Consider the following 25,884-nt stretch of genomic DNA (forward strand, 5'->3'; position numbering starts at 1 on the left):
CTCGGAGCCATCCGCGGGCCGACGGGTCTAGCGTTGGGGGATGACGACCATCCCCACCTTCGACCTCAACGACGGTTCGAGCGTCCCCGCGATCGGCTTCGGCACCTACCCCCTGCGAGGGCGCGAGGGCACCGACGCCACGCTCTCCGCGATCGACGCCGGCTATCGGCTCCTCGACACCGCCGTCAACTACCGGAACGAGGACGCGGTCGGAGCCGCCGTCCGCGAGACCGACGTCCCCCGTGACGAGCTGGTCGTGGCGACGAAGCTCCCGGGCCGCGACCACGGCTTCGAGGAGACGATCACCTCGTGCCGCGGTTCCCTGGAGTCGCTCGGCCTCGACCGCATCGACCTGTACCTCATCCACTGGCCGAACCCCTCCGTGGGCCGCTTCGTCGAATCGTGGAAGGCCATGATCCAGCTGCAGCGGGAGGGTCTCGTCCGGAGCATCGGTGTCTCGAACTTCACGGAGGAGTTCCTGACTCGGCTCGCCGACGAGACCGGTGTCCTGCCGGCCGTCAACCAGGTCGAGCTGCACCCGCACTTCCCGCAGGAGGACCTCCTCGCGTTCCACCGCGAGCACGGCATCCTGACGGAAGCCTGGAGCCCGCTCGGCAAGGCGCAGGCGCCGTTCGCCGAGGAGCCCGTCGCGACTGCCGCGGCATCCCATGACGTCTCGCCGGCACAGGTCGTGCTCCGCTGGCACCACCAGCGCGGCGTCCTCCCGATCCCGAAGTCCGCGTCCGCGGAACGGCAGCGGACCAACCTCGACATCTTCGGGTTCGAGCTGAGCGATGCGGAGGTCCAGGCGATCACCGCGCTCGGTCGTGCAGACGGTCGGCTCTTCGACGGCGACCCGAACACGCACGAGGAGATGTGAGCGTCGGCGGGTGCGGCCACGCACCCGGCGGACCCTCCTCCTAGACTTGGCGGGGTGAAGCCCCGACGTCGCAGCCAGCCCCAGATCCAGCCGCGAGCATCACGACCCGTCGTGGTCGCGCTGCTCCTGACGGTCCTCGCGCCGCTCGTCGTGATGACGGCGACGGCGGAACCGGTTGCCGCCGCGACCCGCGCGGACGTGTCCGACTTCACCTTCTCGTCGTTCGACGGCGAGTACACCCTCTCCCGGGGCGATGACGGCCAGGCCGAGCTCCGGGCGGTGGAGACCTTCGTCGCCGAGTTCCCGGAGTCCGACCAGAACAAGGGCATCATCCGTGCGATCCCGGACGAGTTCGACCGGGCACCACTGCACACGGAGATCGTGTCGGTCACCGACGCCGACGGTGCGCCTGTGGAATGGGAGGCCGACCGCGACGGCGACTTCCTCGAGCTGTCGCTCGGCACGGACGACTACGTCCGCGGCACGCAGAGCTACGTCATCACGTACACCCAGCGCGGGGTGGTCGGGGCCTATCGCGACACGCGTGCGGACGAGTTCTACTGGGACGCGCCGGGCACCGGCTGGGACCAGCCGTTCGTGGACGCGCAGATGACGGTGCGGGTCGACGCCGACATCGCCGATGCGCTCACCGGAGAAGGCGCCTGCTACCGGGGCGATCCCGAGGACAGCTCACCGTGCGACCTCGCTCAGGCGGAGGACGCGGACGCAGACGTCTTCACGACCGCTTCGGTCCCGCTCCAGGCGCGGCAGACGCTCACGGTCGCCATCGGTTTCGAGCCGGGCACCTTCGTCCAGCCGGCCCGACCGGGTGAGGCGCCCGTCTTCTCCATCGTCCCGATCGTCCTCGGGGCGCTGTCGGCCGCGGGGCTCGGCGCGCTCCTCTGGATCCGACTGCGGTTCTGGCGGGACCACCCCGGTCGCGGCGTCATCGTGCCCCAGTACTCCGTCCCGAAGCAGATGAACCTCCTCCTGGCAGGTGACCTCGCCGGTCGTGCCGCCTCGTCGATGGCCGCCCAGATCGTCAGCCTCGCCGTCCGCGGCAAGCTCCGGATCGTGGACGGACCAGGCAAGAAGGACTACTCCCTGCAGTACCTCGACGACAGCGTGACTGACGAGCAGGAACGGCGCGTACTGGCCGCGCTCTTCCCCGACCGGAACCAGCCACGGGAGATGAAGCAGGTCGATCCGGCGCTCGGCAAGGCGGTCACGGCGGAGCTGGCGGCCGCCAAACGGACCGCGCTCGACCGCGGCCTGCGACGCTCGGTCTCGTCAGGGCGGGCCTGGATCATCGTGGGCGCGCTCGCTGTGCTCGGCGTCGCTGGGATCGTCTTCTTCGGGGTCGCCTACGCCCAACGGGCGGACAACGGCTGGTCGGTCGCCGCGATGTTCGTGACCGGGACCGCGCTCCTCGCGGGGATCGGGCTGGCGATCGCGCCGAAACCGCTCACCGCCTCCGGCGCCGAGGCGCGGGACGAGTTGCTCGGCCTCCGCGACTACCTCGAGCTCGCGGAGCAGGACCGGTTCCGCATGCTGCAGAGCCCGGACGGTGCGGAACGGGTGGACCTCGGCGACCCCGGCCAGCTCGTCCGGCTCACCGAACGGCTCCTACCTTTCGCCGTGCTCTGGGGCGTGGAGCGCGAGTGGGCGAAGGAACTCGGTGTCCGCTACGAGCAAGCCGGCAGCGCGCCGTCCTGGTACGCCTCGAACACGCCGTTCCAGGCGGCGATGTTCGCGAACGCCTTCTCCGGCTTCTCCGGATCGGCGTCGAGCACGTCCGCGTCGTGGTCGACGAGTGGAGGCGCGAGCTCCTCCGGCGGCTCGACGGGTGGCGGCTTCGCGGGTGGCGGCGGCGGCGGAGGCGGGGGCGGCGGACGGTGATCGGTGTCGAGTTGACCTCGACCGGGCAGGGTGTAAGGATCATGTACGGCGGGTGAACCGCCGGTATCCAGCACGTGAATTCCCCCCACCCACCTCGTCGGGGAGCACTGTGTCCGTATTCGCTCCGCCTCGAGAAAGACACCAGTGGAACTCGTTACCCTGACTGTCGTGCTGGTCATCGCACTGGCCCTGTTCTTCGACTTCACGAACGGGTTCCACGACACGGCGAACGCCATGGCGACGCCGATCGCCACGGGTGCGCTGAAACCGAAGACCGCCGTCCTGCTCGCCGCGATCCTCAACCTGGTCGGAGCGTTCCTCTCGACCGAGGTGGCGAAGACCATCTCCGGCGGACTCATCCGCGAGGGTGAGGGCGGTATCCGGATCGGGCCGGAGCTCATCTTCGCCGGCCTGATCGGCGCGATCGTCTGGAACATGCTGACGTGGCTCCTCGGGCTCCCGTCCTCCTCGAGCCACGCCCTCTTCGGTGGGCTCATCGGCGCGGCGATCGTCGGTGCCGGCCTCGGCTCCATCGACTTCGGTGTCGTCCTCTCGAAGGTCATCCTCCCGGCACTCATCGCCCCGGTCACCGCCGGCCTCGTCGCGTACTCGGCCACGAAGCTGGCGTACCGCATCACGCGACGCTACGACGGCAAACCCGACGGCCGCGACGGCTTCCGGTACGCGCAGATCTTCTCCTCCTCCCTCGTCGCCCTCGCACACGGCACCAACGACGCGCAGAAGACGATGGGCGTCATCACGCTCACCTTCATCGCGGTCGGGGTGCAGGCCGTCGGCACCGGCCCCGAACTCTGGGTCATCGTCGTCTGCGCGCTCGCCATCGCCCTCGGCACCTACATGGGCGGCTGGCGCATCATCAAGACGATCGGCACGGGACTCACCGACGTGAAGCCGGCGCAGGGCTTCGCCGCGGAGACGAGCACCGCCGCGACGATCCTCGCGTCGAGTCACCTGGGCTTCGCGCTCTCGACCACGCAGGTCGCCTCCGGGTCCGTCATCGGTTCCGGTCTCGGACGCCGTGGCTCGAAGGTCCGGTGGGGGACGGCCGGCCGCATCGCCCTCGGTTGGCTCATGACCCTGCCCGCCGCGGGCATCGTCGGCGCACTGGCCGCCGCCGTCGCGCACCTCGGTCTCTTCGGCATCATCATCGACGCCGTCGTCGGTGTCGGCGTGATCCTCACCATCTTCCTGATCTCGCGCCGCAACCAGGTCGACCACAGCAACGTCGTCAGCGAGGTCGCCGACTCCGGTCGCGCCGTCAAGATCAAGCGCAACCCCAAGCCCAAGAAGGTGAAGAAGTGATCGACTGGGCCGCATTCCTCATCGTGTTCGCGACGTCGCTCGTCGGCGCCACCGCCGTCGTCAGCCTGTACTCGTTCGGGCTCCGCCTGCTCACCACCGCCGGGCGCATCCCCGTCGTCGCGCCGGCCGAGTTCACCGACGCGATCACGGTCATCACGCCGGAGGAGGCCGCGAAGGCGGCGAAGCGTGCCGCCAAGGCCGCGCGGAAGAACCCGCTGACCCCCGCGCAGCAGAACCTGGCCCGGGCCGGCGCCTACGCCTGCTTCGCGCTCTGTGCGGCGGCGGTGCTCTTCGGCATCTACCTGATCGTGCCGTTCTTCCACCAGGGCTAAGCCACTCGGGTTCGCCAGCGCACCGCGCTGACGCGAGCGCGGGCCACCACTCCGGCACCGATCCGTGCGGGGTCGCCAGCGCGGTGCGCTGACGCGAACCGTACCTACGCGGCGTGGCCGCGGGTCAGACGCGCGAGCGCGGTCCTCCGGAGACCCGCGCTCACGGGTGTGACCCGCGTTGACGCCAGCGCACTGCGCTGGCCGCCCCAAGGATCGCGGCAATGACCCGCGCCGACGCCAGCGGCCCGCGCTGGCAGACGGATGAGAGCCCCCGGTCAGGCGGTCTTGCGCCAGCGGCCGACGACCGTCATCAGGTGGTAGATGACGATCGCCGCGATCGTGCCGAGTGCGATCCCGTTGAAGCTGACGTCGCCGCCCGCGACCCAGGTGAAGTCGGCGATGCCGATGATGAGCGCCGTGGCCGCGGTGAACTGGTTGACGGGCTTCGAGAAGTCGACCTTGTTGTCGAGCCAGATCTTCACGCCGATGATGCCGATGAGCCCGTAGAGCGCCGTCGTGACACCACCCAGCACACCTGCGGGGATGGTGTTGATGACCGCACCGACCTTGGGGGAGAGGCCGAGGAGGACCGCGAACAGACCGGCGACCCAGTAGGCCGCCGTCGAGTAGACGCGCGTCGCGGCCATGACACCGATGTTCTCGCCGTATGTGGTCGTACCCGAACCGCCACCGAACCCGGCCAGCATCGTCGCGAGACCGTCGGACAGGAGCGCACGGCCGGTCTGCTTGTTCACGGAGGCGTCGGTCATCTGCGCGACACCCCGGATGTGGCCGACGTTCTCGGCGATGAGGACGAGCACGACGGGGAGGAACGCCGGGAGGACGGCCCAGACGGCCGGGTTCGAGATCGGGTTGTCCGCGAGGTGGAACTCGGGGAGCCCGACCCAGGCTGCGTCGGCGATCTTCGAGAAGTCGATCTCCTGCCGGATCGCCGCGACGACGTAGCCGACGACGACGCCGATCACGATCGACAGACGGCCGAGGATGCCGCGGAAGAGCACGGTCGAGAGGATCACGGCCGCGAGCGTCACGAGGGCGGTGACCGGAGCTTCCACGAAGTTGTTCTTCGCGGCGGGGGCGAGGTTGAACCCGATGAGCGCGACGATGGCGCCGGCGACGACCGGCGGCATCAGCGCGTCGATCCAGCCGGTGCCCGTGACCTGCACGACGACACCGACGAGCGCCAGGAGGAGCCCCACCGCGAGGATGCCGAAGAGCGCGCTCCCCATGCCCTGGCTCGCGACGGCGGCCGAGATCGGGGCGATGAACGCGAACGACGAGCCGAGATAGCTCGGCACGCGGTTCTTGGTGATGACGAGGAAGAGGATGGTGCCGACGCCCGAGAAGAACAGCGTCGTGGTGGGCGGGAAGCCGGTCAGGACGGGGACGAGGAAGGTCGCGCCGAACATCGCGACGACGTGCTGCATCCCGAGCCCGATCGTCCGGGGCCAGCTGAGCCGTTCTCCGGGGCCGACGATCGCGTGGGTCGGGACGTGCTTGCCGTCGCCGTGCAGAGTCCAGGGCAGCGCCATGTGAGCTCGATTCCGTGGGGAGGGTGCTGGTTAAGGGGTCCAGCCGATCGTAGCGGGACCCTCGCATCCCGGTCGTCGCGGGGCGGTCCGCCGTGCCGGTACGCTGGTTGCTTCGATGCAGACCCAGGAGGTCCAGTGACCACGACGCCCACCGCTCCGCGCTCGTTCCGAGAGCGTCTCGACGGTTTCTTCGAGATCAGCAAGCGCGGCTCGACCGTCGGAGGCGAGGTGCGCGGAGGCCTCGTGACCTTCGTCGCGATGGCCTACATCGTCATCCTCAACCCGATCATCCTGAGCGGTTCGGCCGACGTCACGGGAGGCGAACTCGGCTTCGCGCAGGTCGCAGCCGTCACCGCCTTGACCGCCGGCGTCATGACGATCCTCTTCGGTCTCGTGGCACGCCTGCCGTTCGCCTTCGCGGCGGGCCTCGGGATCAACTCCTTCCTCGCGGTCAGCGTCGTCGGCCAGGTCACCTGGGCCGAGGCGATGGGCCTCGTCGTCATCAACGGTCTGATCATCGTCCTCCTCGCAGCCACCGGGCTCCGCGCGATGATCTTCAACGCGGTCCCCATCCAGCTGAAGATCGCGATCACGGTCGGCATCGGCCTGTTCATCGCCTTCATCGGCTTCGTCGACGCGGGCTTCGTCCGCTCCACGGGCGCCGGATCCCCGCCGGTCGGCCTCGGGATCGAGGGTTCCGTCGCGACGGTCCCCACCGCCGTGTTCGTCATCTCGCTCCTCCTCACCGGTGTGCTCGTGGCCCGCAAGGTGAAGGGCGCCCTCCTCATCGGCATCGTCGCCTCGACGATCATCGCGATCATCGCCGAGGCCGTCTTCAAGGTCGGCGCCTCGAACGGCGGCGAGAACGCCGGTGGCTGGAACCTCAGCGTGCCCACCCTCCCCACCCAGGTCGTCGGGCTGCCCGACCTCAGCCTGCTCGGCCAGGTGAGCTTCGGCGGCTTCGAGCGCATCGGTGTGCTCGCCGCACTCATGCTCGTCTTCACCCTCGTGTTCACGAACTTCTTCGACGCGATGGGCACCATGACCGGGCTCTCGAAGGAGGCCGGCGTCGCGGACGCGAAGGGCGACTTCCCGCGGCTGCGGTCGGCGCTGATCGTCGAGGGTGTCGGAGCGGTGGCGGGTGGCGCCACGTCGTCCTCCTCGTCGACCGTGTTCATCGAGTCCGGCGCCGGGATCGGCGAGGGCGCCAGGACGGGCCTCGCGAACCTGGTGACGGGTGTGCTCTTCCTGCTGGCGATGTTCTTCACGCCGCTCACCCAGATCGTCCCGTCCGAGGTCGCTGCTGCCGCCCTCGTCATCGTCGGGACGCTCATGATGTCGCAGATCAAGGACATCGTCTGGACGGAGTTCTCCGTCGCGCTCCCGGTGTTCCTGACGGTCGTCGTCATGCCGCTCACCTACTCGATCGCGAACGGCATCGGTGCCGGCTTCATCGCCTGGGTCGTGCTGCGCTCGCTGTCCGGCAAGGCTCGGGAGATCAGTCCGCTGCTCTGGATCGTGGCGGCCGGGTTCCTCGTGTTCTTCGCCCGCGGGCCCATCGAGCAGCTGCTCGGCGTCGCGTCCTGAGCCGTCGTCCGCCGCTCCCGGCGGCGGACGATCCGGTCTCGTCGGGGGTGCGTCCTAGACTCGGGGCATGACTTCCGACGTCCGATTCGGCCAGTATCCGGCGCCCAGCCGCGTCATCGTCCACCTGAGCGATCCGCACCTCCTGGCCGACGGCCGCCGCCTCTACGACGCGGTCGACGTGCAGGCGAACCTCGAACAGGCGCTCCGGCAGGTCGAACGCATGCGGCTCCGACCCGACGCGATGGTCTTCACGGGAGACCTCGCCGACCTCGGTGAGGCCGACGCCTACCGGCGGCTCCGCGAGCGGGTCGAACCGGTCGCCGAACGGTTGGGCACCACGATCGTCTGGCTCATGGGCAACCACGACGAACGGTCGGTCATGCGCACGGAGCTGCTCGACCTGCCGGCGGGTGAGCAGCCGCTCGACGCCGTCTGGGACTTCGGTGGGCTGCGGGTCATCGGCCTCGACTCGACGGTGCCGGGGTGGCACCACGGTGAGCTGGAGGACGAGCAGTTGGCGTGGTTGCAACAGGTGTTGAGCACGCCGGCGCCGCTCGGCAGCATCCTCGCCATGCACCACCCACCGGTGCCGTCGAGCATCCCCTTCTTCGACATCCTCGAGCTCCGCGACCAGCACCGGCTCGAAGCCGTCCTCCGGGGCAGCGACGTCCGGGCCATCCTCGGTGGTCATCTGCACTACTCGACATCGAGCACCTTCGCCGGCATCCCGGTCCAGGTCGCCAGTGCCAGCTGCTATTCGATGAACCTCTCGCTCCCGTCCACGGAGGTGAACGGCATGTTCGGCGGCCAGTCCTTCAACCTCGTGCACGTGTACGACGACCGCATCACGCACTCGACGGTCCCGCTCGGCGACTTCGTCACCGCCGACACGTTCAGCGAGGCGTTCGTCCAGCGCATGGCCGCGCTGAGCCCCGCCGAGCGACTCGAGGCGTTCTCCCGGAAGCAGTGACGCCGGGCGCCGACCGTCTCGGGAACGAGACACGCGAGCGCCACCGAGGAGCGCACCGGGCTACGCTGGATGGGACATCCACCCACCAGGCAACGGAGCCACGAGTGACGATCAGCACCACCACCAGCAGCATCCCGACCACCCCTGGAGCACACGACGACATGGCGGACAGCATGAGCACGGGCGAGACACGGACCGAGTCGGATTCGCTCGGCTCGATGCAGATCCCGGCCGACGCCTACTGGGGTATCCACACCGCGCGGGCGCTCGAGAACTTCCCCATCACGAAGCGTCCCATCTCGGTCTATCCGGACCTCGTGGTCGCCATCGCGAGTGTGAAGCAGGCCGCGGCCCGCGCGAACGCCGAGATCGGGGTCCTCGATCCCGCGAAGGCGAACCTCATCGACCGCGCCTGCCAGATCATCATCGACGGCGACTTCCACGAGGAGTTCCTCGTCGGCGTGATCCAGGGCGGCGCCGGCACCTCGACGAACATGAACGCGAACGAGGTGATCACGAACATTGCGCTGGAACTCGCCGGCCACGCGAAGGGGGAGTACCAGTACCTGCACCCGCTCGACGACACCAACCGCTCGCAGTCCACCAACGACGTCTACCCGACGTCGATCAAGATCGCGCTCGCGTTCTCCCTGCAGTTCCTCCTGACGGAGCTCGGCCTGCTGCGCGACTCGTGCAGCGCCAAGTCCGACGAGTTCTCCCATGTGCTGAAGGTCGGGCGCACGCAGCTGCAGGACGCCGTTCCGATGACGCTCGGCCAGGAGTTCCACGGGTTCGCGACCACCCTGACGGAGGACTACGACCGCCTGCAGGAGACCCTGTGGTTGCTCGCAGAGGTCAACCTGGGCGCCACCGCCATCGGAACGGGGATCACCGCCGACCCCCGCTACGCGGAGTCGGTCGTCCGGCACCTCAACCAGATCACGGGCCTGTCGCTCACCACCGCTCCCGACCTCATCGAGTCGACGAGCGACGCCGGCGGGTTCATGTCGTTCAGCGGCACCTTGAAGCGCAGCGCGATCAAGCTCTCGAAGATCTGCAACGACCTCCGGCTCCTGTCGAGCGGACCCCAGGCCGGTTTCGGCGAGATCAACCTGCCGCCCCGCCAGGCCGGTTCGAGTATCATGCCGGGCAAGGTCAACCCGGTGATCCCGGAGGTCGTGAACCAGGTTGCCTTCAGCGTCGTCGGCGCCGACATGACGGTGACGATGGCCGCCGAGGCCGGGCAGCTGCAGTTGAACGCCTTCGAGCCCGTCATCGCGCACTCCCTGCTGCAGAGCATCGTGTGGATGGCTCAGGCCTGCCGGACGCTGCGGGTGAACTGCATCGACGGCATCACGGCGAACGAGGAGCGTCTCGGTGTCATGGTCGGCGCCTCCGTCGGGGTCATCACGGCCCTCACGCCCTTCATCGGCTACCAGTCGGCCGCGGCGCTCGCGAAGACCGCTCTGCTCACCGGTCGGAACGTCGCCGACCTCGTCGTCGAGGCGAACCTCATGACCCGCGAGGAAGTGACGAAGCAGCTCTCTCCCGCCCGACTCTCGGGGATCGAAGCGGTGACGTCGGCCATCCCGATCATCGACCTCCCGATCCCGGGCGCCGACTCCGACCCGAGTCGCTGAGTCGCACGCACGACGAAGCCGTCCGGACCCACGGTCCGGACGGCTTCGTGCTGTGCCTGAGGGCCTATTCGGCGGCGGTGACCCGGCAATGGGTCGTCAGTGAACCGACGCCCTCGACCGACACCGTGACGGTGGCACCGTCCGTGAGGAAGACCTGCGGGTCGCGCGAGTATCCGGCCCCGCCCGGGCTTCCCGTGGAGATGAGGGTTCCGGGCAGGAGGGTCGCCGAACCGGAGAGGTGCTCGATGAGCGTCGCGACGCTGCGGACCATGTGGCTGGTCGAGGAGTCCTGCAGCGTCACGCCGTCGAGGACCGTCGAGATGTGGAGGGCCTGTGGGTCGGTGATCTCGTCGGCCGTCACGACCACGGGGCCGGTCGGGGTGAAACCGTCGAAGGACTTGCACCTCGACCACTGCGCCTCGGAGTACTGGATGTTCCGTGCCGTGATGTCGTTGACGACGGTGTACCCGAACACGTATCCCAGGGCGTCGGCTGCCGCGACGTCGCGGGCGGCGCGACCGATGACGACGCCGAGCTCGGCCTCGTAGTCCACCTGCTCGCTGATCTCGGCGGGCCAGCTCGTCGTGCCCTCGTGACCGGTCAGCGAGTTGGCCCACAGGCCGAAGATCGTGGGGGCGTTGTCCGTCTTGAGGTTGAGCTCCTGCGAGTGGGCGGAGTAGTTGAGCCCGACCGCCAGGATGGTCGGTGGGCGGAGGACCGCCGAGGCATGCACGAGGCCGTCGAGCGGTTCGCCGCTCACGCCGTGGGCGATGGACGTCTCGACGAAGCTGCGCACCCGGTCGAGCTCGGCCGGACCGCGCTCGATCAGCTCCTGGAGGTCGCGCGGGGCGTCCTCGAGGATCTCATCGAGGAACACCGCCCCGGAATCGCTGATGACGGCGAGTCTGACCCGCGGCTCTGCGGGGGTGCTCGACTGGTGGTCTGTGGCGACGAAATGGGCGAACTTCACGCCTCTACGCTATCGCAGCCTCGTCGGCGGTGGGCGTTGTGGCCATAGCGGTCCGGGCCGGTCAGGGCTCGAGCGGGGCGGCTCGATCTCGCCCGGACAGACTCATCGCCCGGTGCTGCGGCAGTGCCTGCGAGTCGCCCGGGCGATGAGTTGGTCTGTGCCATCAGCTTGCACCCGTCGGCGGCGGAGCGCAAGACCCGGAATACAGGAGGCCGCAGGCGCTCGGAGGAGCCGTGCCAGGTCACGCGCACAGCGAAATCCGCGTGTGCCGGTCGTGCTGAACTGCTTGGATGGATGCATGACCGATTCAGCACGCACCAAGCCCGAGGTCGACGCCCCAACGGGCCCGGCCCCCACCGAACTCGTCGTCGAGGACATCTTCATCGGCGAGGGCGACGAGGCCCAGGCCTCCTCGACCGTCGACGTCCACTACCTCGGCGTCGGCTACGACTCCGGCGAGGAGTTCGACTCCTCGTGGAGCCGCGGACAGTCCATCAACTTCCCGCTGCGCAACCTCATCCAGGGATGGCAGCACGGCATTCCCGGCATGAAGGTCGGCGGCCGCCGCAAGCTCACGGTCCCGCCGGAGCTCGCGTACGGTCCGGCCGGTGGCGGACACCAGCTGTCCGGCCAGACGCTGGTCTTCGTGATCGACCTCCTGGGCGTCAAGTAACCATCCGCAGGCCACCCCTCGTCCCCGCCGACCGACGGTCGCGGTGACGAGGGGTGTCGCATGTCCGCCAGACCGAACGAGGACCAGATGACCACCGCCACCCAGTACGTCGACCGCCTGACGGCGACGATCCCCGACTTCCCGACGCCCGGGATCCTGTTCCGCGATCTGACGCCCGTCTTCGCCGACGCCGACGCCTTCCGCGCGATCATCGACGAGCTGGGCGAGCACTTCGCCGGTCGCTTCGACGCGGTCGCCGGGGTCGAGGCCCGCGGCTTCCTCCTGGCCGCCGCCGTCGCCTACGCGACGCACACGCGGCTGGTCCCGATCCGCAAGGCGGGCAAGCTGCCGGGCGAGGTCCTGCGCGAGGACTACGGCCTCGAGTACGGAGCCGCGGCGCTGGAGCTGCGGACCGAGCAGCTGCCTGCCGGCACCCGTGTGCTCATCCTCGACGACGTGCTCGCGACCGGCGGGAGCTGTGGCGCGGCGGTCAACCTCATCGAGCGGGCCGGCTACACGGTGGCCGGACTCGGGCTCGTCCTCGAGCTGGAGGGCCTCCCCGGCCGTGCTTCGCTCGCCGGCCGCGACGTCTTCTCCATCGCCACCGCGCCCGCCTGAGTCCGGCTCAGGGCGTCGGCGTGCGGGCGTCGTAGCGGCGGAAGCCGCCCTGGAGGCGCACGACGGTCCATACGAGCGCCACGACGAGGAGCCCTCCGGCGAGTGCCGGGATCCAGAGCGCGAACGCCGAGGCGGCGAGGCCGATGTAGAGGTCGCCGACGCGTGGCCCTCCGGTCACCACGACGGTGAACACGCCCTGGAGTCGCCCGCGGACGGCGTCGGGCACGGCGGCCTGCAGGATCGTCATGCGGAAGATCGAGCTGATGTTGTCCGCAGCGCCCGCGACGGCGAGGGCGGTGGCGGCGATGACGATGGCGGGGAGGTTCGCGCCCTCGGCCTCGTGTGTGGCCGCGCCGGAGAGGGTGACCCACGCGAGGACGGCTCCGAAGCCGGCGACGGCGAGGCCGTAGACGATGATGGCCCGCTCGATCGCACGGCCCTGCCGGTCGATCCGGCCGAGTCTCCCCGACACGAGGCTCGACAGGAGCGTGCCGACGGCGCCGGCTGCCGTGAGGACGCCGACGGTGATCGCTCCGCCGCCGAGGACGAGGGTACCGACGGCGGGGTAGAGCACCCGCGGGTTGCCGAAGGTCATCGCGATGATGTCGACGATGAAGGTCATCCGCACGTTGGGGGCGGTCCTGAGGAACGTCCATCCGTCGACGAGGCTCCGGATGCCGGGAAGTCGGCTGACCCCGCCCTCGGGGAGGATCTTCGGCAGGGACGCGATCCCGAGGAAGGCGGCGACGAACAGGACGACGTCGATCGTGTAGGTCCATTGGAAGCCCACGCCGGCCACGAGCACGCCGGCCAGTGCCGGGCCCACCGTGACCATGACGCCGGCCGCGATGCCGGAGAGGGCGGCGGCAGCGGGGAGGAGGCGTGCCGGAAGTAGCCGGGGGAGGATCGCCTGCCGGGTCGTCCCGACGATGGTGGTCGACACGGCGTTGACCGTCGTGAGCAGGTACAGGGGCCAGACGAGCTCGGAGCCGCTCCACGCCAACACGGCGATGACGGCCGTCGAGACCCAGGTGACGATCGCGGCCGAGAGGGCGACCGTGCGCCGGTCGAAGGCGTCGGCGAGCATGCCGCCGTACAGGCCGAAGCAGATCATCGGGAGCAGGGCGATGACCCCGACCAGGGAGACGGCGAAGGTCGAGGCGGTGAGGTCGTACACCTGGAGGCCGACGGCGACGATGGTCATCTGGCCGCCGATACCGGTGATCGCGCCGCCGATCCACAGTCGTGCGAAGGCGGGACTCTCCCGGAGGGGGCGCAGATCGACGAAGAGTCCGCTTCGGCCCGGGGTCGCGGGCGCGGTCACCGCTGCATCAGCGGACGGTGCGGACGCGGAGACATGACCGCCAGCATACGCCGGGAGACCCGCGGCACACCCGGGGGCACCGGGTCAGGGGCTGCCCCGATCATCGTGTCGGCGGCGTCGGGCAGGATGGAGGGATGCGTCTCTGGTCGATCCATCCACGGTACTTCGACGCCCAGGCGGTGACGTCGTCCTGGCGCGAGGGGTTGATCGCCCAGCGGGTGCTGGCGGAGCCCGGCTCGAGTCTCCGCTCGCACCCGCAGCTCCAGCGCTTCCTCGAGGCCGAAGAACCGCTCGAGGCCGTCGCCGCCTATCTCGGTGGTGTCGCCGACGAAGCGGGGGAGCGCGGCATGGCCCTCGACCGCTCACGCATCGTCGCCGCGGGTTCCCTGCGGGAGCCGCTCGTCGTGACGGACGGCCAGCTCGATTACGAGTGGGGCAACCTGCGCCGCCATCTCCTCGAGCGGAGCCCGGAGGTCGCAGCCCGGTGGGCGAGGGTCTGGCGGCCCCAGCCCCACCCCGTGTTCGTCGTCGTGGGCGGTGGCGTGGCCGCCTGGGAACTCGCCTGAGGCTTCGCCGCTCGGAGACCTGACTCCGGAAGCCGATCGGAGTCCGGTCCCTCGACGGCCGGCACCCGAGCCACTAGCGTGGCCGCATGGGCAGACACGCTGATGTGGGAGACGCGCCGCTCGCGGCGACCGGGACGGTCGTCCGGTTGCGGCCAGACCTCGAACAGGCGCTCCACGACGCCGGTCGACTGGCGTTCTTCCGCGGCCTGCCGAACAGTGCGCAGCGGGAACTCGCGCAGTGGGTGGAGCGGGCCACCGACGAGGCGAGGGAGGGGCGGATCGAGGAGGTCATCGAACTGCTCGAACTCCGCGCCGTCGAGCTGCGAGCCGCGCTCCCGCCGGGCAGCGTCGGCCGCCGACGCTGACCAGCTCCGGGTGATCGGCTTCAGCTGATCAGCGTCGGCGCTCAGAATCCGAAGTCGCCTCCGCCGCCGAAGTCGCCACCACCGAAGTCGCCGCCGCCACCGTCTGAGAACCCGCCGTCACCCCAACCGCCGGCCGCCGGGTCGGCTCCGGCGTCGACAGCCGCCCCGTCGGACGCTCCAGCCTCGCCTCCGCTCTGATCGGCGCCGACCGCGTCCGCCCCGGCCTCGGTGCCGACGGTGTCGGGGATGAACGCCTGCGCGATGGCCGAACCGACGACGACCCCGGCGATGGTGCCGAGCATCGAGCTGGCGAGCATTCCCCCGAAGCCCATGCCACCGCCCTGCGGGCCGAGGTTCCGCTCCAGGGTGCCCGGTTGGCGCATCTCCGCGCGGGTGGCGGAGCGTGCGAGCGCTTTCGGGGAGTCGTTCGTGGGCGCCTCACCCGTCGGAGCGTCCTCGGACAGCTGGCGGAACAGGATGCCCCGCTGCTCGGGGGTGAGCTTTGTGAACGCCTCCTCGTGGACCTGTTCGATGGTCTCCGGCGGAGCGGTGCGCAGGAGGTAGCGGTAGCGCTCGACGGCGATCTCGTCCGGCGTCCGGGGCGCTGCGGACGCTGCCCGGCGGTCATCCGTCGCCTTGGCCGGCTCGTCGGACTCAGGGCGTCCGAGCAGTCGATCGAGGAATCCCATGGTGTGCTCCTTCGCAGTGGCGGGCGTCCAGCGTACGCGGCGGATGTCGGTTCCGGCTTGGACCGTGCTGGGAATCCGCCGGAGGCATCCCTCCGGAATATGTCGAGCCCTCCGGACGCTACACCCGAAGCGCCTGTCGCCGTTCGGCAGCGCGACGAAAGGTGAACATGCGACTCTCGATACTGGACCTCATCCCCGTCCGCACCGACCAGGACACGGCGGCGGCGCTCGCCGCGACGATCGCCCTGGCGAAGCGCGCAGACGAGCTGGGGTACCACCGGTATTGGGTGGCGGAGCACCACAACATGCCCTCCGTCGCGTCGACCAACCCCGCGGTCGTGATCGGCATCCTCGCCGCCGCGACGAAGCGGATCCGCGTCGGCTCCGGTGGCGTGATGCTCCCGAACCACGCGCCGCTCGTGGTCGCCGAGCAGTTCGCGCTCCTCGAGGCCTCGGCACCCGGCCGCATCGACCTCGGCCTCGGACGTGCTCCGGGCAGCGACCCGGTCATCTCCGCCGTCCTCCGGCAGTCCGGTAACACGAGCGACGTCGACCGTTTCCCGAACAACGTGCAGGACATCGTCGCCCTCCTCGGGGTCGACGGTGCCAGTGTCCGCATGACCTCCGGCGAGGAGTACGCCCTCCGCGGCACCCCGAAGGCGGGGAGCGTGCCCGACGTCTGGTTGCTCGGATCCAGCGACTACTCCGCGGCGCTCGCCGCAGCACTCGGCCTGCCGTACGTCTTCGCGCACCACTTCTCCGGCCAGGGGACGGCTCGCGCCCTCGAGCTCTACCGTTCGAGCTTCCAGCCCTCCGCGCTGCTCGACGCCCCGCGCACCTTCCTCACCGCGAACGCCGTCGTGGCCGACACCGCGGAGGAGGCCGAGGCCCTCGCCCTGCCGAACCTCCAGCAGATGGCCCGGCTGCGCTCGGGCAAGCCCCTCGGGCCGATCGCCACCGTGGAGGAGGCTGCGACCGCTGAGCAGAGCGACCTCGAGCTCGGCTTCGTCGAGCAGATGCGCGCCGCCTGGATCATCGGGGACGCCGACCGCGCCGCGACGGAACTGCAGGGACTCGCCGATCGCTTCGGCGTCGACGAGGTCATGGTGTCGCCCGTCGGATCGGCTCGGGAGGGCACTCCCGCGAACTCGGCACCGGCCCGCGAACGGACGATCGAACTGCTCGCGGAACGGTTCCCGCAGCACTGACGCACGTAGCGGTCCGCCCGACGGCGGGCCGCTGCCGTCACTCGCGAGGCGGTTGCGCCGCCCGGACCCGCTCGACGAGTTCCTGCCAGGGGCCGGTGAGCTGACGTTCCCCGAGCGTCGCCTCCTTGGGCGCGCATCGGATGCGGTAGACGTAGCGGTCGGGCAGCGGTGGACCCTGTGGGGCGTCGTCCCACGGCAGGCCCTCGAGGAGCACGATCCAGGTGTCCACGTCGGGTTGGTCGTCGACGACGACCTCCCAGCGCCGCGTCATCCCCGCGACGCCGCCGCTCCTCGTCACCGTGACCTTCATGCCGCGATGCTACTCCGCCCTCATGATCCCTACCATCGTGCTCAGCCGGCCGGCACGATCCCGACACGTGCCCAGGCCGCCTCGAGTTCCGTCCGCTCCTCGGAGTCGGCACCGAAGCGTGAAGTGGCCGCGGTGATCGAGGCTGCCGCGAAGGTGGCGAAGTCCGTGCGTTCGGCGAGACCGCTCGTGAGGGTGTCGTACCAGACGCGTCCCGCGCGGTCCCAGGCGTTGCCGCCGAGGGCGACCGCGTACGTCGCGAACGCGCGGTTCGGGATGCCCGAATTGAGATGCACGCCGCCGTTGTCGTCGGTCGTCTCGATGTAGTCGTCGAGATGGGCCGGCTGCGGGTCCTTCCCGAGGACGTCGTCGTCGTAGGCCGTGCCGGGGGCGAGCATGGAGCGGAGGGCGTTCCCCTCGACCTCGTCGGTGAAGAGTCCCTCGCCGATGAGCCAGGACGCCGCGGCAGCATCCTGGCCGCGGGCGTGCTGTTCGACGAGGGCGCCGAAGACGTCCGAGACGTGTTCGTTCAGGGCCCCCGACTGTCCCTCGTAGGTGAGGTTCGCCGTGTACTGCGTGACGCCGTGTGCCAGCTCGTGGCCGATGACGCTCAGCGAGCTCGTGAAGCTCCGGAAGACCTCGCCGTCGCCGTCGCCGAAGACCATCTGTTCGCCGTTCCAGAACGCGTTGTCGTAGTCGTCGCCGTAGTGCACCGTCGCGAGCAACGGCAGCCCGAGGCCGTCGATGGAGTCCCGCGCGAACGCTTCGGCGAAGAGGGCGTGGGTGTCGCCGAGTCCCTCGTAGGCGGCGGTGACCGCGGCGTCCGTCGTGGCCGGTCCGCCCTCCGACCGCACCAGCGTGCCCGGGAGCGTCTCGGAGCGTTCCGCGTCGAAGATGGAGCGTTGTGGGGCGGAGACGGTCCGCCGCTCCGCCGTCGCACCGCGGGCGGGCCCCGTCGCCGTCTGCCGAGCAGTGCCTGACTCCGGGAACCGGTAGGGCCGGGTGGCCAGGAGGGAGTACCGGGCGGCGCTCGCGGCGCGTGCCAGGCGCGGGGTGTCGAGCTCGGCGATCCGCTCGAGCAGCCAGGGTGGGACGATCCCGCAGACGTGCTGCGGACGAGGGGTCGACGGGCCGGAGTGGGGGTGCGGTGAGCCGTTCATGTGGTGATCCTGCCACAGGCCTCCGACACGGGACAGGGCTCCCGCGCGGCTGCGGGGAGCGAAGCTCGAGGCGCTCGGGAATAGTGCGGCGGCTCGTCTGGTTATGGTGGATATCCATGCAAACGCATGGAAGGATCTGTGGGAGCGCATCATGCAATTCGGAATCTTCACGGTGGGGGATGTCACCACCGACCCGACCACCGGGGTCACACCCACCGAGCACGAGCGCATCGAGGCCATGGTCGCGATCGCCCTCAAGGCGGAGGAGGTCGGCCTCGACGTCTTCGCGACCGGCGAGCACCACAACCCGCCCTTCGTCCCGTCGAGCCCGACCACCATGCTCGGCTACATCGCCGCGAAGACAGAGCACCTGATCCTCTCGACCAGCACCACCCTGATCACGACGAACGACCCGGTGAAGATCGCCGAGGACTACGCCATGCTGCAGCACCTCGCCGGCGGCCGCGTCGACCTCATCATGGGCCGCGGGAACACCGGTCCGGTCTACCCCTGGTTCGGCAAGGACATCCGCGAGGGCATCAACCTCGCCATCGAAAACTACGCGCTGCTGCACCGGCTGTGGCGTGAGGACTACGTCGACTGGCAGGGACAGTTCCGCACCCCGCTTCAGGGCTTCCAGTCGACGCCGCGCCCGCTCGACGGAGTGCCGCCCTTCGTCTGGCACGGCTCGATCCGCAGCCCCGAGATCGCCGAGCAGGCGGCGTACTACGGCGACGGCTTCTTCGCGAACAACATCTTCTGGCCGAAGGAGCACTACATGCGCCTGATCCAGCTCTACCGTCAGCGCTTCGAGCACTACGGTCACGGCACGGCCGAACAGGCCATCGTCGGACTCGGTGGGCAGGCCTTCATGGCGAAGAACTCGCAGGACGCCGTGGCCCAGTTCCGGCCGTACTTTGACAACGCGCCCGTGTACGGACACGGCCCGACGCTCGAGGACTTCACCGAGCAGACGCCCCTCACCGTGGGAAGTCCGCAGCAGGTCATCGACCGCTACGCCTCGATGCGTGACTCGTTCGGTGACTACCAGCGACAGCTGTTCCTGATGGACCACGCCGGTCTTCCGCTCGGAACGGTGCTGGACCAGCTCGAGATCCTCGGTGGCGAGGTCGTGCCCGTGCTGCGCAAGGAGTTCGCGAAGGACCGTCCGGCGACCGTGCCGGAGGCTCCGACCCACGCATCCATGGTCGCGGCGGCGGACGCCGAGCTCGCCGCGCGCTCCGGTGCCGTCGAGACGAGCCACGCCGACGCCGGCTCGGCCTTCGGTCGCGCAGCGGTCGGGGTCGGACGATGACGGGCGCGCGCACGCTCGCGGTCGTCTCCGCCGGCCTGAGCCAGCCGTCGTCCACCCGACTGCTCGCGGACCGGCTCCGCGACGCCACCGTCGCACAGCTCGAGCGCGACGGCCACACGGTCGAGACGACGTCGATCGAGCTGCGTGACCTCGCGCAGGACATCACGAACAACCTCCTGACCGGGTTCCCGAGTCCCAGGCTCTCGGCCGCCGTCGAGGCGATGACCGGTGCGGACGGCGTGATCGCGGTGACGCCGATCTTCTCGTCGAGCTACTCGGGCCTGTTCAAGTCGTTCTTCGACATCGTCGAGCCGACGGCCTTGACCGGGGTGCCCGTCCTCCTCGGGGCGACCGGAGGCTCGGCCAGGCACTCGCTGGCGCTCGAATACGCCGTCCGGCCGTTGTTCGCCTACCTGCGGGCCGTCACGGTGCCGACGGCCGTGTTCGCGGCCTCCGAGGACTGGGGTTCCGGCGAGGCGCACGTGAGCGCGTTGCCGGAGCGGATCGAACGAGCGGCGGGCGAGCTCCGTGCCCTCGTCGCGGCGTCCGACCGCTCGGGCGGGCGCGACGACCCGTTCGCCCTCGGTCGCCCGTTCTCGGAACTGCTCGGCGGCCTCGGCGCCTGAACACCTCAGCACGGCCTGACACGGGCGGAGACCGGGGTGACCGGCCTCCGCCCGCGTCGTTCCCAGGTGGTGGACCGACGTCTTTGGGATACTGGTGGGGAGCGTCGCCGTCCGGCGGTGCCGGAGGGGATGGTGGCCACGTGATCTCCGGAGCCCGTCGGATCGGTCGGTCCCTGTGGCGTGCGCCGCGCGCGGTCGGCGTGGCCGTCGCAGCCCTGTTCCTCGGCACGGTCCTCGTCGCGGGTCCACTCGCCGCCACCCCGGCCGTCGCCGCGGTCGCGGGCACCATCGAGAGCCCTGCGGACGGCGACACCGTCTACCGCGTGGACTACACGCTCCAGGGCGACCAGGTGAGCGGCTTCGACGTGACGGGGACCGCCCAGCCGGGCGCCGACGTCGTGCTGTCATATTGGCGTTCCATCGACCTGTACGACGCGGCCAAGCCCTGCTTCAGCGCCTCGACGTCGGACGACGACGCGTGCAAGCTGCAGGCGACGGGCGAGACCGGCGCGACGGAGTTCCGCTTCGACGGGCAACCGATCGAGGTCGGCTCGGACGGCGGCTGGTCCACGAGGATCAACATGACCCAGTGGTTGCGCGGTGCGGATGCGGGGGAGTACGACATCACGCTGGCCCTCGTGTCCACGAACGACGGCGGTGGCGCCACCCTCGGTGATCCGGTCCGCCTGGTCTACGACTCGACCACCACGGCCGAGGCGGCCGCCGCCGCCGGCGAGCCTGCGCCGACCGCCGGAGCGGGTCCGCCGTTGTGGGTCTGGCTGCTCGTCGCCTTCCTCGTCCTCGACCTCATCGCGCTCGCCCTCATCCTCATCCTGCGCCGCCGACGCCGGGCCACGGCGGTCGAGGCGGAGGAACGGCTCAACGCGAAGCGTCGGTCGACCCATCGCGAACCCCCACCGCTCTGAACCTGCTAGAATCACAAGGTTGCCGTCGAACGGCCGCGGATCAAGAGAGCCCACGCATCAGGCGACGGGCACCGCGCAACGAACAGAGAGGGGATCACCACTATGGCGCTTGAAGGAGACCGTAAGAAGGCGATCATCGAAGAGTACGCAACCCACCCAGGTGACACCGGATCCCCCGAGGTCCAGGTGGCGGTCATGACCCGCCGCATCAAGGACCTCACCGAGCACCTGAAGGAGCACAAGCACGACCACCACTCGCGTCGTGGTCTGCTGCTCCTGGTCGGACAGCGTCGCCGCCTCCTCGGCTACCTCCAGGCCGTCGACATCGAGCGTTACCGCTCGCTGATCGAGCGCCTCGGACTCCGCCGCTAGGCAGCACCTCTACCCCTTCCAGTGCATCGGGACCCCGCTCCCTGAGCCTGTCGAAGGGCGCTGACACCGCGAGCTTCTTCGTGACGGGCCGTCATCCATTCGGATGGCGGCCCGTTCGTGTGTCACCGCCCGTTCGTGTGCCGCCCGGAGCCCTCACCTGGAGGAAATCCCAGTTCCGACTCGACCCCGGGCCGCTCATCTGGCAAGGTCGAGAGTCGGCTTCGCGCGAGGCCACGGCAGCACCGCACCACGGCAAGGAGCACCATGAGCATCTGGCGGACGAAGAGCATCGAGGACTCCCTCGCGGACTCGGGGATCGAGGGGCGCAGTCTGAAGCGCACACTCGGCACCTGGGACCTCATGATCATGGGGGTCGCGGTCGCCGTCGGCGCCGGGATCTTCTCCGTCGGGGCCAAGGCCGCCGGCAACTACGCCGGCCCCTCGGTGTCGCTCGCCTTCATCCTCGCGGCCGTCACCTGCGCGCTGGCCATCATGTGTTACGCCGAGTTCGCCTCGACGGTGCCTGTCGCCGGTTCGGCCTACACCTTCACCTACGCCACGCTCGGCGAGCTCCTCGCCTGGATCATCGGCTGGGACCTCATCCTCGAGATGCTCACCGCCGCCGCGGTCATCGCCAAGTACTGGGGCATCTACCTCAGCAACGTCTTCCTGCTCTGGGGCTGGGACGTCCCGAGCGAACTGGACGTCTTCGGGCTCAAGGTGAGCTGGGGCGCGTTCGTCATCGTCGCGATCTTCACCACCCTGCTCGTCCTCGGCACGAAGCTGTCCTCCCGCGTGGCGAGCGTGTTCACGATCATCAAGGTCGCGATCGTCATCTTCGTCATCGTGGTCGGAGCGTTCTACGTGAAGGCGGCGAACTACACGCCCTTCATCCCTGCCGAGGTCCCGACGAAGGGCGGGGCGTCCGACACCTGGTCGCAGTCGCTGTTCTCGTTCATGACGGGTGCTGCACCCGCGCAGTACGGGGTCTTCGGCCTCCTCGCCGGAGCGTCGCTCGTGTTCTTCGCCTTCATCGGGTTCGACGTCGTCGCGACGAGCGCGGAAGAGGTCAAGAACCCGCAGCGCAACCTGCCCCGCGGCATCTTCGGCGGCCTCGCGATCGTGACCGTGCTCTACGTCGGGGTGAGCCTCGTCCTCACCGGCATGGTGCCCTACACGACCCTCGCCGAGGCGGAGGACCCGTCGCTCGCGACCGCGTTCATCGCGGTGGGTGCCGACTGGGCCGCCCAGGTCATCTCGATCGGCATCCTCGCTGGCCTCACGACGGTCATCATGGTGCTGCTGCTCGGGCTCGCCCGCGTGGTCTTCGCCATGAGCCGAGACGGCCTGCTGCCCCGATCGCTCAGCGTCACCTCCGAGAAGCGCAAGACGCCCGTGCGGGTGCAGCTCATCGTCGGTGCCCTGGTCGCCCTGATCGCCGGGCTCACCGACGTCGGCGTGCTGGAGGAGATGATCAACATCGGAACCCTCTCGGCCTTCGTGCTCGTCAGCATCGCGGTCATCGTGCTCCGGAAGAAGTACCCGAAGCTGTCGCGCGCGTTCCGCGTCCCGTGGTCGCCGTTCCTGCCGATCCTCTCAGCGGTGCTCTGCGTCTGGCTCATGCTCAACCTGACGACCCTCACCTGGGTGCGGTTCCTCGTCTGGCTGGCGCTCGGCTTCATCATCTACTTCGCCTACAGCCGCCGGCACTCCATCGTCGGCAAGAAGGCCCGGGGCGAGCTCGTCGAGTGAAGCTCGCGTTCGTCGTCGTCGTGACGCCAGCGCTGCACTGATCCGATCGACGGCCACGCCGAGGCCGACGGCGACGACGATCGAGACGACGGTCGCCAACACGGGCTGGTCCGGGAGGAAGCGCCCGACGACGGCTCCGACGCCGACGTTCCACAGCGCCCAGGCGAGCCCTGCGAGGACGGTGATCGGGAGGTAGCGACGGGGGCGGAGCCCGCTCGCCCCCGCGACGAGATTGACCGCGATGCGCGCGAAGGGGATGTAGCGCGCGGTGAGGATGGCAGCAGCAGCGCGGCGCTCGAGCGCGACGCCCGCATGGGCGATGGCGCCGGCGACCCGTGGACGCCGCATCCAGGCGAACCGCGTGATCCCGATCCGTCGTCCGAGGAGGTAGCAGGACACGTCGCCGGACACGGCTCCCGCCCAGGCCACACCGACGAGGAGGGCGAGGTTCGGCGAGCCGCTCGAGGCCGAGATCGCGCCGAGTGCGGTGACCGCGGTCTCACTCGGCAGGATGACGAGGAAGGCGTCGGCGACGGTCAGCAGGTACAGCACCGGGAACACCCAGCCCGACGCGGCGATCTCGAGCAACCATGCCGTGATCGCCGTCTGCACCGCATCGAGCCATCCCATGCCCGCGATTCTCGCTCGGCCGGGTGAACGGCGCGTGACGTGCCGAGCGGCCGGGGTGGTCGACGCCCGGGAAGCGTGTGAGCATGGAGGTCGGCGAACGCCGGCGGAGGAGGCATCATGGCGAGGTTCGTGCGGTTCGACCGGTTCGGTGGCCCCGAGGTGTTCCACCTCGTCGAGGGCGACATCCCGGTGCCCGGTCACGACGAGGTCCGCGTCCGCGTCCTCGTCGCAGGCCTCAACCCCGTCGACCACAAGCTCGCGGCATCACCCGAAGCCCTCGCCTCCTTCGGCCGGGACGTCCCGAGCGGGAACGGCAACGACTTCGCCGGCGTGGTGGACGGCGTAGGGAGCGGCGTGCACGGGTTCGCGACCGGCGACCACGTGTACGGCGGACACCGGTTCCACGCGCAGGCGGACTTCCTCATCGCGCCGGCAGACATCCTGCACCACGTGCCGGACGGGCTCACCATCGAGCAGGCCGGCGCGCTCGACATCGCCGGACGGGCGGCGATCGCGTCGGTCGACGCCGTCGGCGTCCAACGATCGGACACCGTGCTCGTGAGCGCTGCGGCCGGCGGGGCCGGCGTGCTCGCGGCGCAGCTCGCCCGGAGGCGGGGTGCGGTCGTGCTCGGCACCGCCGGTGCGGCCAACCAGGAGTTCCTCCACGGTCTCGGCATCATCCCCGTCCAGTACGGCGACGGTCTCCGCGAGCGCGTCCTCGAGGCCGCACCCGGCGGGATCACCGCCGTCGTCGACACCCACGGACGGCCGACCCTCGAGCTCGCGCGCGACCTCGGAGTCGCGCCGGAGCGGGTGAACACCATCGCCGACCGTCCCTTCGCCGCCGAACACGGCTTCGGCGGGGTCGGCGGGCAGGCGGCGACGCAGACGGAGCTCGCGCAGCTGGGTCGGTGGATCGCGGAGGGGGAGATCGAGCTCCCGATCGACAGCGTGTGGCCGCTCGAACGGGTCGTCGACGCCTACCGCCATCTCATCGACGGTCACGTCCGCGGGAAGGTCGTCCTCGTCACCTCGTGACGTCGCGTCGCGAGCCCGTCGGATCGTTGCGCGGGGTCTCCGGGTCGAAGGCCCGCTTCCGGCTGAAGATCCAGGCCGCCCGGGGTTCGATGAGGGGGCGGGTGATCCGTCTGACCGGCGCACTGGACAGCACGATCACGATCACGACCGACAGCACCAGGAGGCCGACGAGTACGAGCTCCGGGTTGACCGTGTCCTTGAGGACGCCCGATTCGCGGAGCGGGTAGAGCACGAACGAGTGCAGGAGGTAGACGTACATCGTCGACTGGCCGTACCGGGTGATCCACGCGTGGCGGCGGGGGACGAGCACGAAGAACGCGGCGGTGAGGACCACGGCGAGGAGGATCGCCGCGAGCCGGACCAGGCCGCCGGTGCCGTCCTCGTTCCCGAGCGCGGTGTAGCCCCGGTCGTAGAAGAACCAGTAGCGGAGGTCGATCCGCCGCCACAGGTCGACGCCCACGACGAGGACGACGGCCCAGACGACGAGCACGACGGCGGCGACAATGCGGACCCACCACGTCTTCGCCCGCACGAGGTGCCACCGGTCCACGAGTCGCCACCGGTTGATCTGCCACCCGAGCACGAAGAACGGCAGGATCCCGAGCGCGCGCGAGAGCGAGAACGTGCTGTCGACGTTGTCGAGGTACCCGACGCCGATCGAGATCACGACGCTCCACAGCAGCGGCCACCGGAGGAGCGCCAGGTACGGGAGCACGAGTCGGAAGATGCCGAGCGCGAGGAGGAACCACAGCGTCCACGACGGCTGCGTGGGATTGAACGCGCGCTTGCCCTCGACGAGGAACTGCACGAGCGACCAGACGCCCTCCATGATCAGGTACGGCAGCAGGATGTCCGTGATCACCCGACGCATCTGCCGACGCCCGGGAGGCGAGGACTTCGAGAAGTATCCGCTGACGATCGCGAACGCCGGCATGTGGAAGGCGTACAGGAACAAGTAGACGACGAGCGCCGGGTCGGACTCGGAGGTCAGCCGCTGGACCGCGTGGCCCATCACCACGAGCGTGATGCAGGCGAAGCGGGCGTTGTCCCAGAACGGGACGCGCCGCTTCGGGCGAGCGGCTGCCGGCGCGGGATGCGTCAACGTCACCTCCAGGGGTCCGCTCCAGCGTAGCCGGAGGCTGCCGAGGAGCGGCCCGGCGG

At 69.8% G+C, this 25,884-nt stretch carries 25 protein-coding genes and 1 pseudogene; 18 read left to right on the forward strand and 8 right to left on the reverse strand.

Features of this window, described 5'->3' with window-relative positions; all coding sequences use genetic code 11:
• Positions 1-40 precede the first annotated feature (40 nt).
• The 4 genes from QRN27_RS09035 (at position 41) to QRN27_RS09050 (ending at position 4,434) form a co-directional block, all read left to right on the forward strand.
• The gene (locus QRN27_RS09035) at positions 41-880 is read left to right on the forward strand and encodes an aldo/keto reductase (protein ID WP_285041919.1); all 840 of its coding nucleotides are present in this window, start codon (positions 41-43) and stop codon (positions 878-880) included.
• 54 nt (positions 881-934) lie between these two features.
• Positions 935-2,779 carry a DUF2207 domain-containing protein gene (locus tag QRN27_RS09040; RefSeq protein ID WP_285041921.1) on the forward strand — a complete coding sequence of 615 codons (1,845 nt, stop codon included), beginning with the start codon at positions 935-937 and terminating at the stop codon, positions 2,777-2,779.
• Positions 2,780-2,923: 144 nt separating this feature from the next.
• Entirely contained in the window at positions 2,924-4,102 is a 1,179-nt protein-coding gene (locus QRN27_RS09045; protein ID WP_194670489.1) for an inorganic phosphate transporter, read from the forward strand.
• Positions 4,099-4,434, forward strand: a complete 336-nt coding sequence (locus tag QRN27_RS09050; RefSeq protein WP_194670488.1) for a peptidase — start codon at positions 4,099-4,101, stop codon at positions 4,432-4,434. The genes QRN27_RS09045 and QRN27_RS09050 overlap by 4 nt, the downstream gene beginning before the upstream one ends.
• A 275-nt stretch (positions 4,435-4,709) precedes the next feature.
• On the opposite strand, the gene QRN27_RS09055 is transcribed toward QRN27_RS09050, so the two are convergent.
• Positions 4,710-5,987, reverse strand: a complete 1,278-nt coding sequence (locus tag QRN27_RS09055) for a uracil-xanthine permease family protein (protein ID WP_285041925.1) — start codon at positions 5,985-5,987, stop codon at positions 4,710-4,712.
• 135 nt (positions 5,988-6,122) lie between these two features.
• Here QRN27_RS09055 and QRN27_RS09060 point away from each other — a divergent pair, with 135 nt between their 5' ends.
• The 3 genes from QRN27_RS09060 (at position 6,123) to QRN27_RS09070 (ending at position 10,184) form a co-directional block, all read left to right on the forward strand.
• Positions 6,123-7,574 (forward strand): NCS2 family permease, encoded by a 1,452-nt coding sequence (locus tag QRN27_RS09060; protein WP_056012248.1) that lies wholly within the window; start codon positions 6,123-6,125, stop codon positions 7,572-7,574.
• A 67-nt stretch (positions 7,575-7,641) separates the two neighbouring features.
• Positions 7,642-8,544 (forward strand): phosphodiesterase, encoded by a 903-nt coding sequence (locus QRN27_RS09065; protein WP_285041928.1) that lies wholly within the window; start codon positions 7,642-7,644, stop codon positions 8,542-8,544.
• 173 nt (positions 8,545-8,717) lie between these two features.
• A complete protein-coding gene (locus QRN27_RS09070) occupies positions 8,718-10,184 on the forward strand; it encodes an aspartate ammonia-lyase (protein ID WP_370582501.1) in 1,467 nt (488 codons plus the stop codon).
• Between the two features lie 64 nt (positions 10,185-10,248).
• Here QRN27_RS09070 and QRN27_RS09075 read toward each other — a convergent pair whose 3' ends face one another.
• Positions 10,249-11,154, reverse strand: a complete 906-nt coding sequence (locus QRN27_RS09075; protein WP_502929502.1) for a fumarylacetoacetate hydrolase family protein — start codon at positions 11,152-11,154, stop codon at positions 10,249-10,251.
• Positions 11,155-11,452: 298 nt separating this feature from the next.
• On the opposite strand from QRN27_RS09075, the gene QRN27_RS09080 reads away from it, so the two are divergent.
• Together QRN27_RS09080 and QRN27_RS09085 are read left to right on the forward strand one after the other, a co-directional pair.
• The gene (locus QRN27_RS09080; RefSeq protein ID WP_056012238.1) at positions 11,453-11,827 is read left to right on the forward strand and encodes an FKBP-type peptidyl-prolyl cis-trans isomerase; all 375 of its coding nucleotides are present in this window, start codon (positions 11,453-11,455) and stop codon (positions 11,825-11,827) included.
• A 60-nt stretch (positions 11,828-11,887) separates the two neighbouring features.
• Positions 11,888-12,445, forward strand: coding sequence for an adenine phosphoribosyltransferase (locus QRN27_RS09085; protein ID WP_285041930.1), 558 nt, complete (start codon positions 11,888-11,890; stop codon positions 12,443-12,445).
• Positions 12,446-12,452: 7 nt separating this feature from the next.
• Here the strand turns inward: QRN27_RS09085 and QRN27_RS09090 are convergent, their stop codons facing one another.
• A complete protein-coding gene (locus tag QRN27_RS09090) occupies positions 12,453-13,769 on the reverse strand; it encodes an MFS transporter (protein WP_285041932.1) in 1,317 nt (438 codons plus the stop codon).
• A gap of 134 nt (positions 13,770-13,903) precedes the next feature.
• On the opposite strand from QRN27_RS09090, the gene QRN27_RS09095 reads away from it, so the two are divergent.
• Positions 13,904-14,335 (forward strand): pyrimidine dimer DNA glycosylase/endonuclease V, encoded by a 432-nt coding sequence (locus QRN27_RS09095; RefSeq protein ID WP_285041934.1) that lies wholly within the window; start codon positions 13,904-13,906, stop codon positions 14,333-14,335.
• 86 nt (positions 14,336-14,421) lie between these two features.
• Positions 14,422-14,700 carry a YdeI/OmpD-associated family protein gene (locus tag QRN27_RS09100; protein WP_285041937.1) on the forward strand — a complete coding sequence of 93 codons (279 nt, stop codon included), beginning with the start codon at positions 14,422-14,424 and terminating at the stop codon, positions 14,698-14,700.
• Positions 14,701-14,741: 41 nt separating this feature from the next.
• On the opposite strand, the gene QRN27_RS09105 is transcribed toward QRN27_RS09100, so the two are convergent.
• The gene (locus tag QRN27_RS09105) at positions 14,742-15,389 is read right to left on the reverse strand and encodes a hypothetical protein (protein ID WP_285041939.1); all 648 of its coding nucleotides are present in this window, start codon (positions 15,387-15,389) and stop codon (positions 14,742-14,744) included.
• A 167-nt stretch (positions 15,390-15,556) separates the two neighbouring features.
• Here QRN27_RS09105 and QRN27_RS09110 point away from each other — a divergent pair, with 167 nt between their 5' ends.
• On the forward strand, positions 15,557-16,597 hold the full coding sequence (locus tag QRN27_RS09110; RefSeq protein WP_285041941.1) for an LLM class flavin-dependent oxidoreductase: 1,041 nt from the start codon (positions 15,557-15,559) through the stop codon (positions 16,595-16,597).
• 37 nt (positions 16,598-16,634) lie between these two features.
• On the opposite strand, the gene QRN27_RS09115 is transcribed toward QRN27_RS09110, so the two are convergent.
• Together QRN27_RS09115 and QRN27_RS09120 are read right to left on the reverse strand one after the other, a co-directional pair.
• A complete protein-coding gene (locus QRN27_RS09115) occupies positions 16,635-16,907 on the reverse strand; it encodes a protealysin inhibitor emfourin (RefSeq protein ID WP_285041943.1) in 273 nt (90 codons plus the stop codon).
• A 41-nt stretch (positions 16,908-16,948) separates the two neighbouring features.
• A complete protein-coding gene (locus tag QRN27_RS09120; protein WP_285041945.1) occupies positions 16,949-18,064 on the reverse strand; it encodes a M4 family metallopeptidase in 1,116 nt (371 codons plus the stop codon).
• 151 nt (positions 18,065-18,215) lie between these two features.
• On the opposite strand from QRN27_RS09120, the gene QRN27_RS09125 reads away from it, so the two are divergent.
• From QRN27_RS09125 to QRN27_RS09145, 5 genes are all read left to right on the forward strand, one after another.
• Positions 18,216-19,379, forward strand: a complete 1,164-nt coding sequence (locus QRN27_RS09125) for an LLM class flavin-dependent oxidoreductase (protein WP_285041947.1) — start codon at positions 18,216-18,218, stop codon at positions 19,377-19,379.
• Complete coding sequence (locus QRN27_RS09130) at positions 19,376-20,005, forward strand: FMN reductase (protein ID WP_056781879.1); 630 nt, start codon at positions 19,376-19,378, stop codon at positions 20,003-20,005. Before QRN27_RS09125 ends, QRN27_RS09130 begins: the two co-directional genes overlap by 4 nt.
• A gap of 140 nt (positions 20,006-20,145) precedes the next feature.
• Positions 20,146-20,931, forward strand: coding sequence for a hypothetical protein (locus tag QRN27_RS09135; RefSeq protein WP_285041949.1), 786 nt, complete (start codon positions 20,146-20,148; stop codon positions 20,929-20,931).
• Positions 20,932-21,033: 102 nt separating this feature from the next.
• Positions 21,034-21,303, forward strand: a complete 270-nt coding sequence (gene rpsO / locus QRN27_RS09140) for a 30S ribosomal protein S15 (protein WP_056012204.1) — start codon at positions 21,034-21,036, stop codon at positions 21,301-21,303.
• 264 nt (positions 21,304-21,567) lie between these two features.
• Complete coding sequence (locus QRN27_RS09145) at positions 21,568-23,055, forward strand: amino acid permease (protein WP_285041951.1); 1,488 nt, start codon at positions 21,568-21,570, stop codon at positions 23,053-23,055.
• Positions 23,056-23,199: 144 nt separating this feature from the next.
• Here QRN27_RS09145 and QRN27_RS09150 read toward each other — a convergent pair.
• A pseudogene (locus tag QRN27_RS09150) lies at positions 23,200-23,685 on the reverse strand (DedA family protein); the annotation flags it as partial.
• A gap of 117 nt (positions 23,686-23,802) precedes the next feature.
• Here QRN27_RS09150 and QRN27_RS09155 point away from each other — a divergent pair.
• Complete coding sequence (locus QRN27_RS09155; protein ID WP_285041953.1) at positions 23,803-24,723, forward strand: NADP-dependent oxidoreductase; 921 nt, start codon at positions 23,803-23,805, stop codon at positions 24,721-24,723.
• On the opposite strand, the gene QRN27_RS09160 is transcribed toward QRN27_RS09155, so the two are convergent.
• Complete coding sequence (locus tag QRN27_RS09160) at positions 24,713-25,831, reverse strand: acyltransferase family protein (protein WP_502929503.1); 1,119 nt, start codon at positions 25,829-25,831, stop codon at positions 24,713-24,715. The two genes, QRN27_RS09155 and QRN27_RS09160, sit on opposite strands and share 11 nt — an antisense overlap.
• Positions 25,832-25,884 lie beyond the last annotated feature (53 nt).

It is taken from the genome of Plantibacter sp. LMC-P-059a (assembly GCF_030209505.1).
GTDB lineage: Bacteria > Actinomycetota > Actinomycetes > Actinomycetales > Microbacteriaceae > Plantibacter.

Excerpts from the sequence above, each read along its gene's own strand:
- QRN27_RS09035 (WP_285041919.1), top strand. The coding sequence starts at position 41 with ATGACGACCATCCCCACCTTCGACCTCAACGACGGTTCGAGCGTCCCC.
- QRN27_RS09055 (WP_285041925.1), bottom strand. The coding sequence starts at position 5,987 with ATGGCGCTGCCCTGGACTCTGCACGGCGACGGCAAGCACGTCCCGACC.
- QRN27_RS09065 (WP_285041928.1), top strand. The coding sequence starts at position 7,642 with ATGACTTCCGACGTCCGATTCGGCCAGTATCCGGCGCCCAGCCGCGTC.
- QRN27_RS09070 (WP_370582501.1), top strand. The coding sequence starts at position 8,718 with ATGAGCACGGGCGAGACACGGACCGAGTCGGATTCGCTCGGCTCGATG.
- QRN27_RS09080 (WP_056012238.1), top strand. The coding sequence starts at position 11,453 with ATGACCGATTCAGCACGCACCAAGCCCGAGGTCGACGCCCCAACGGGC.
- QRN27_RS09085 (WP_285041930.1), top strand. The coding sequence starts at position 11,888 with ATGTCCGCCAGACCGAACGAGGACCAGATGACCACCGCCACCCAGTAC.
- QRN27_RS09095 (WP_285041934.1), top strand. The coding sequence starts at position 13,904 with ATGCGTCTCTGGTCGATCCATCCACGGTACTTCGACGCCCAGGCGGTG.
- QRN27_RS09100 (WP_285041937.1), top strand. The coding sequence starts at position 14,422 with ATGGGCAGACACGCTGATGTGGGAGACGCGCCGCTCGCGGCGACCGGG.
- QRN27_RS09105 (WP_285041939.1), bottom strand. The coding sequence starts at position 15,389 with ATGGGATTCCTCGATCGACTGCTCGGACGCCCTGAGTCCGACGAGCCG.
- QRN27_RS09110 (WP_285041941.1), top strand. The coding sequence starts at position 15,557 with ATGCGACTCTCGATACTGGACCTCATCCCCGTCCGCACCGACCAGGAC.
- QRN27_RS09115 (WP_285041943.1), bottom strand. The coding sequence starts at position 16,907 with ATGAAGGTCACGGTGACGAGGAGCGGCGGCGTCGCGGGGATGACGCGG.
- QRN27_RS09120 (WP_285041945.1), bottom strand. The coding sequence starts at position 18,064 with ATGAACGGCTCACCGCACCCCCACTCCGGCCCGTCGACCCCTCGTCCG.
- QRN27_RS09125 (WP_285041947.1), top strand. The coding sequence starts at position 18,216 with ATGCAATTCGGAATCTTCACGGTGGGGGATGTCACCACCGACCCGACC.
- QRN27_RS09130 (WP_056781879.1), top strand. The coding sequence starts at position 19,376 with ATGACGGGCGCGCGCACGCTCGCGGTCGTCTCCGCCGGCCTGAGCCAG.
- rpsO (WP_056012204.1), top strand. The coding sequence starts at position 21,034 with ATGGCGCTTGAAGGAGACCGTAAGAAGGCGATCATCGAAGAGTACGCA.
- QRN27_RS09145 (WP_285041951.1), top strand. The coding sequence starts at position 21,568 with ATGAGCATCTGGCGGACGAAGAGCATCGAGGACTCCCTCGCGGACTCG.
- QRN27_RS09155 (WP_285041953.1), top strand. The coding sequence starts at position 23,803 with ATGGCGAGGTTCGTGCGGTTCGACCGGTTCGGTGGCCCCGAGGTGTTC.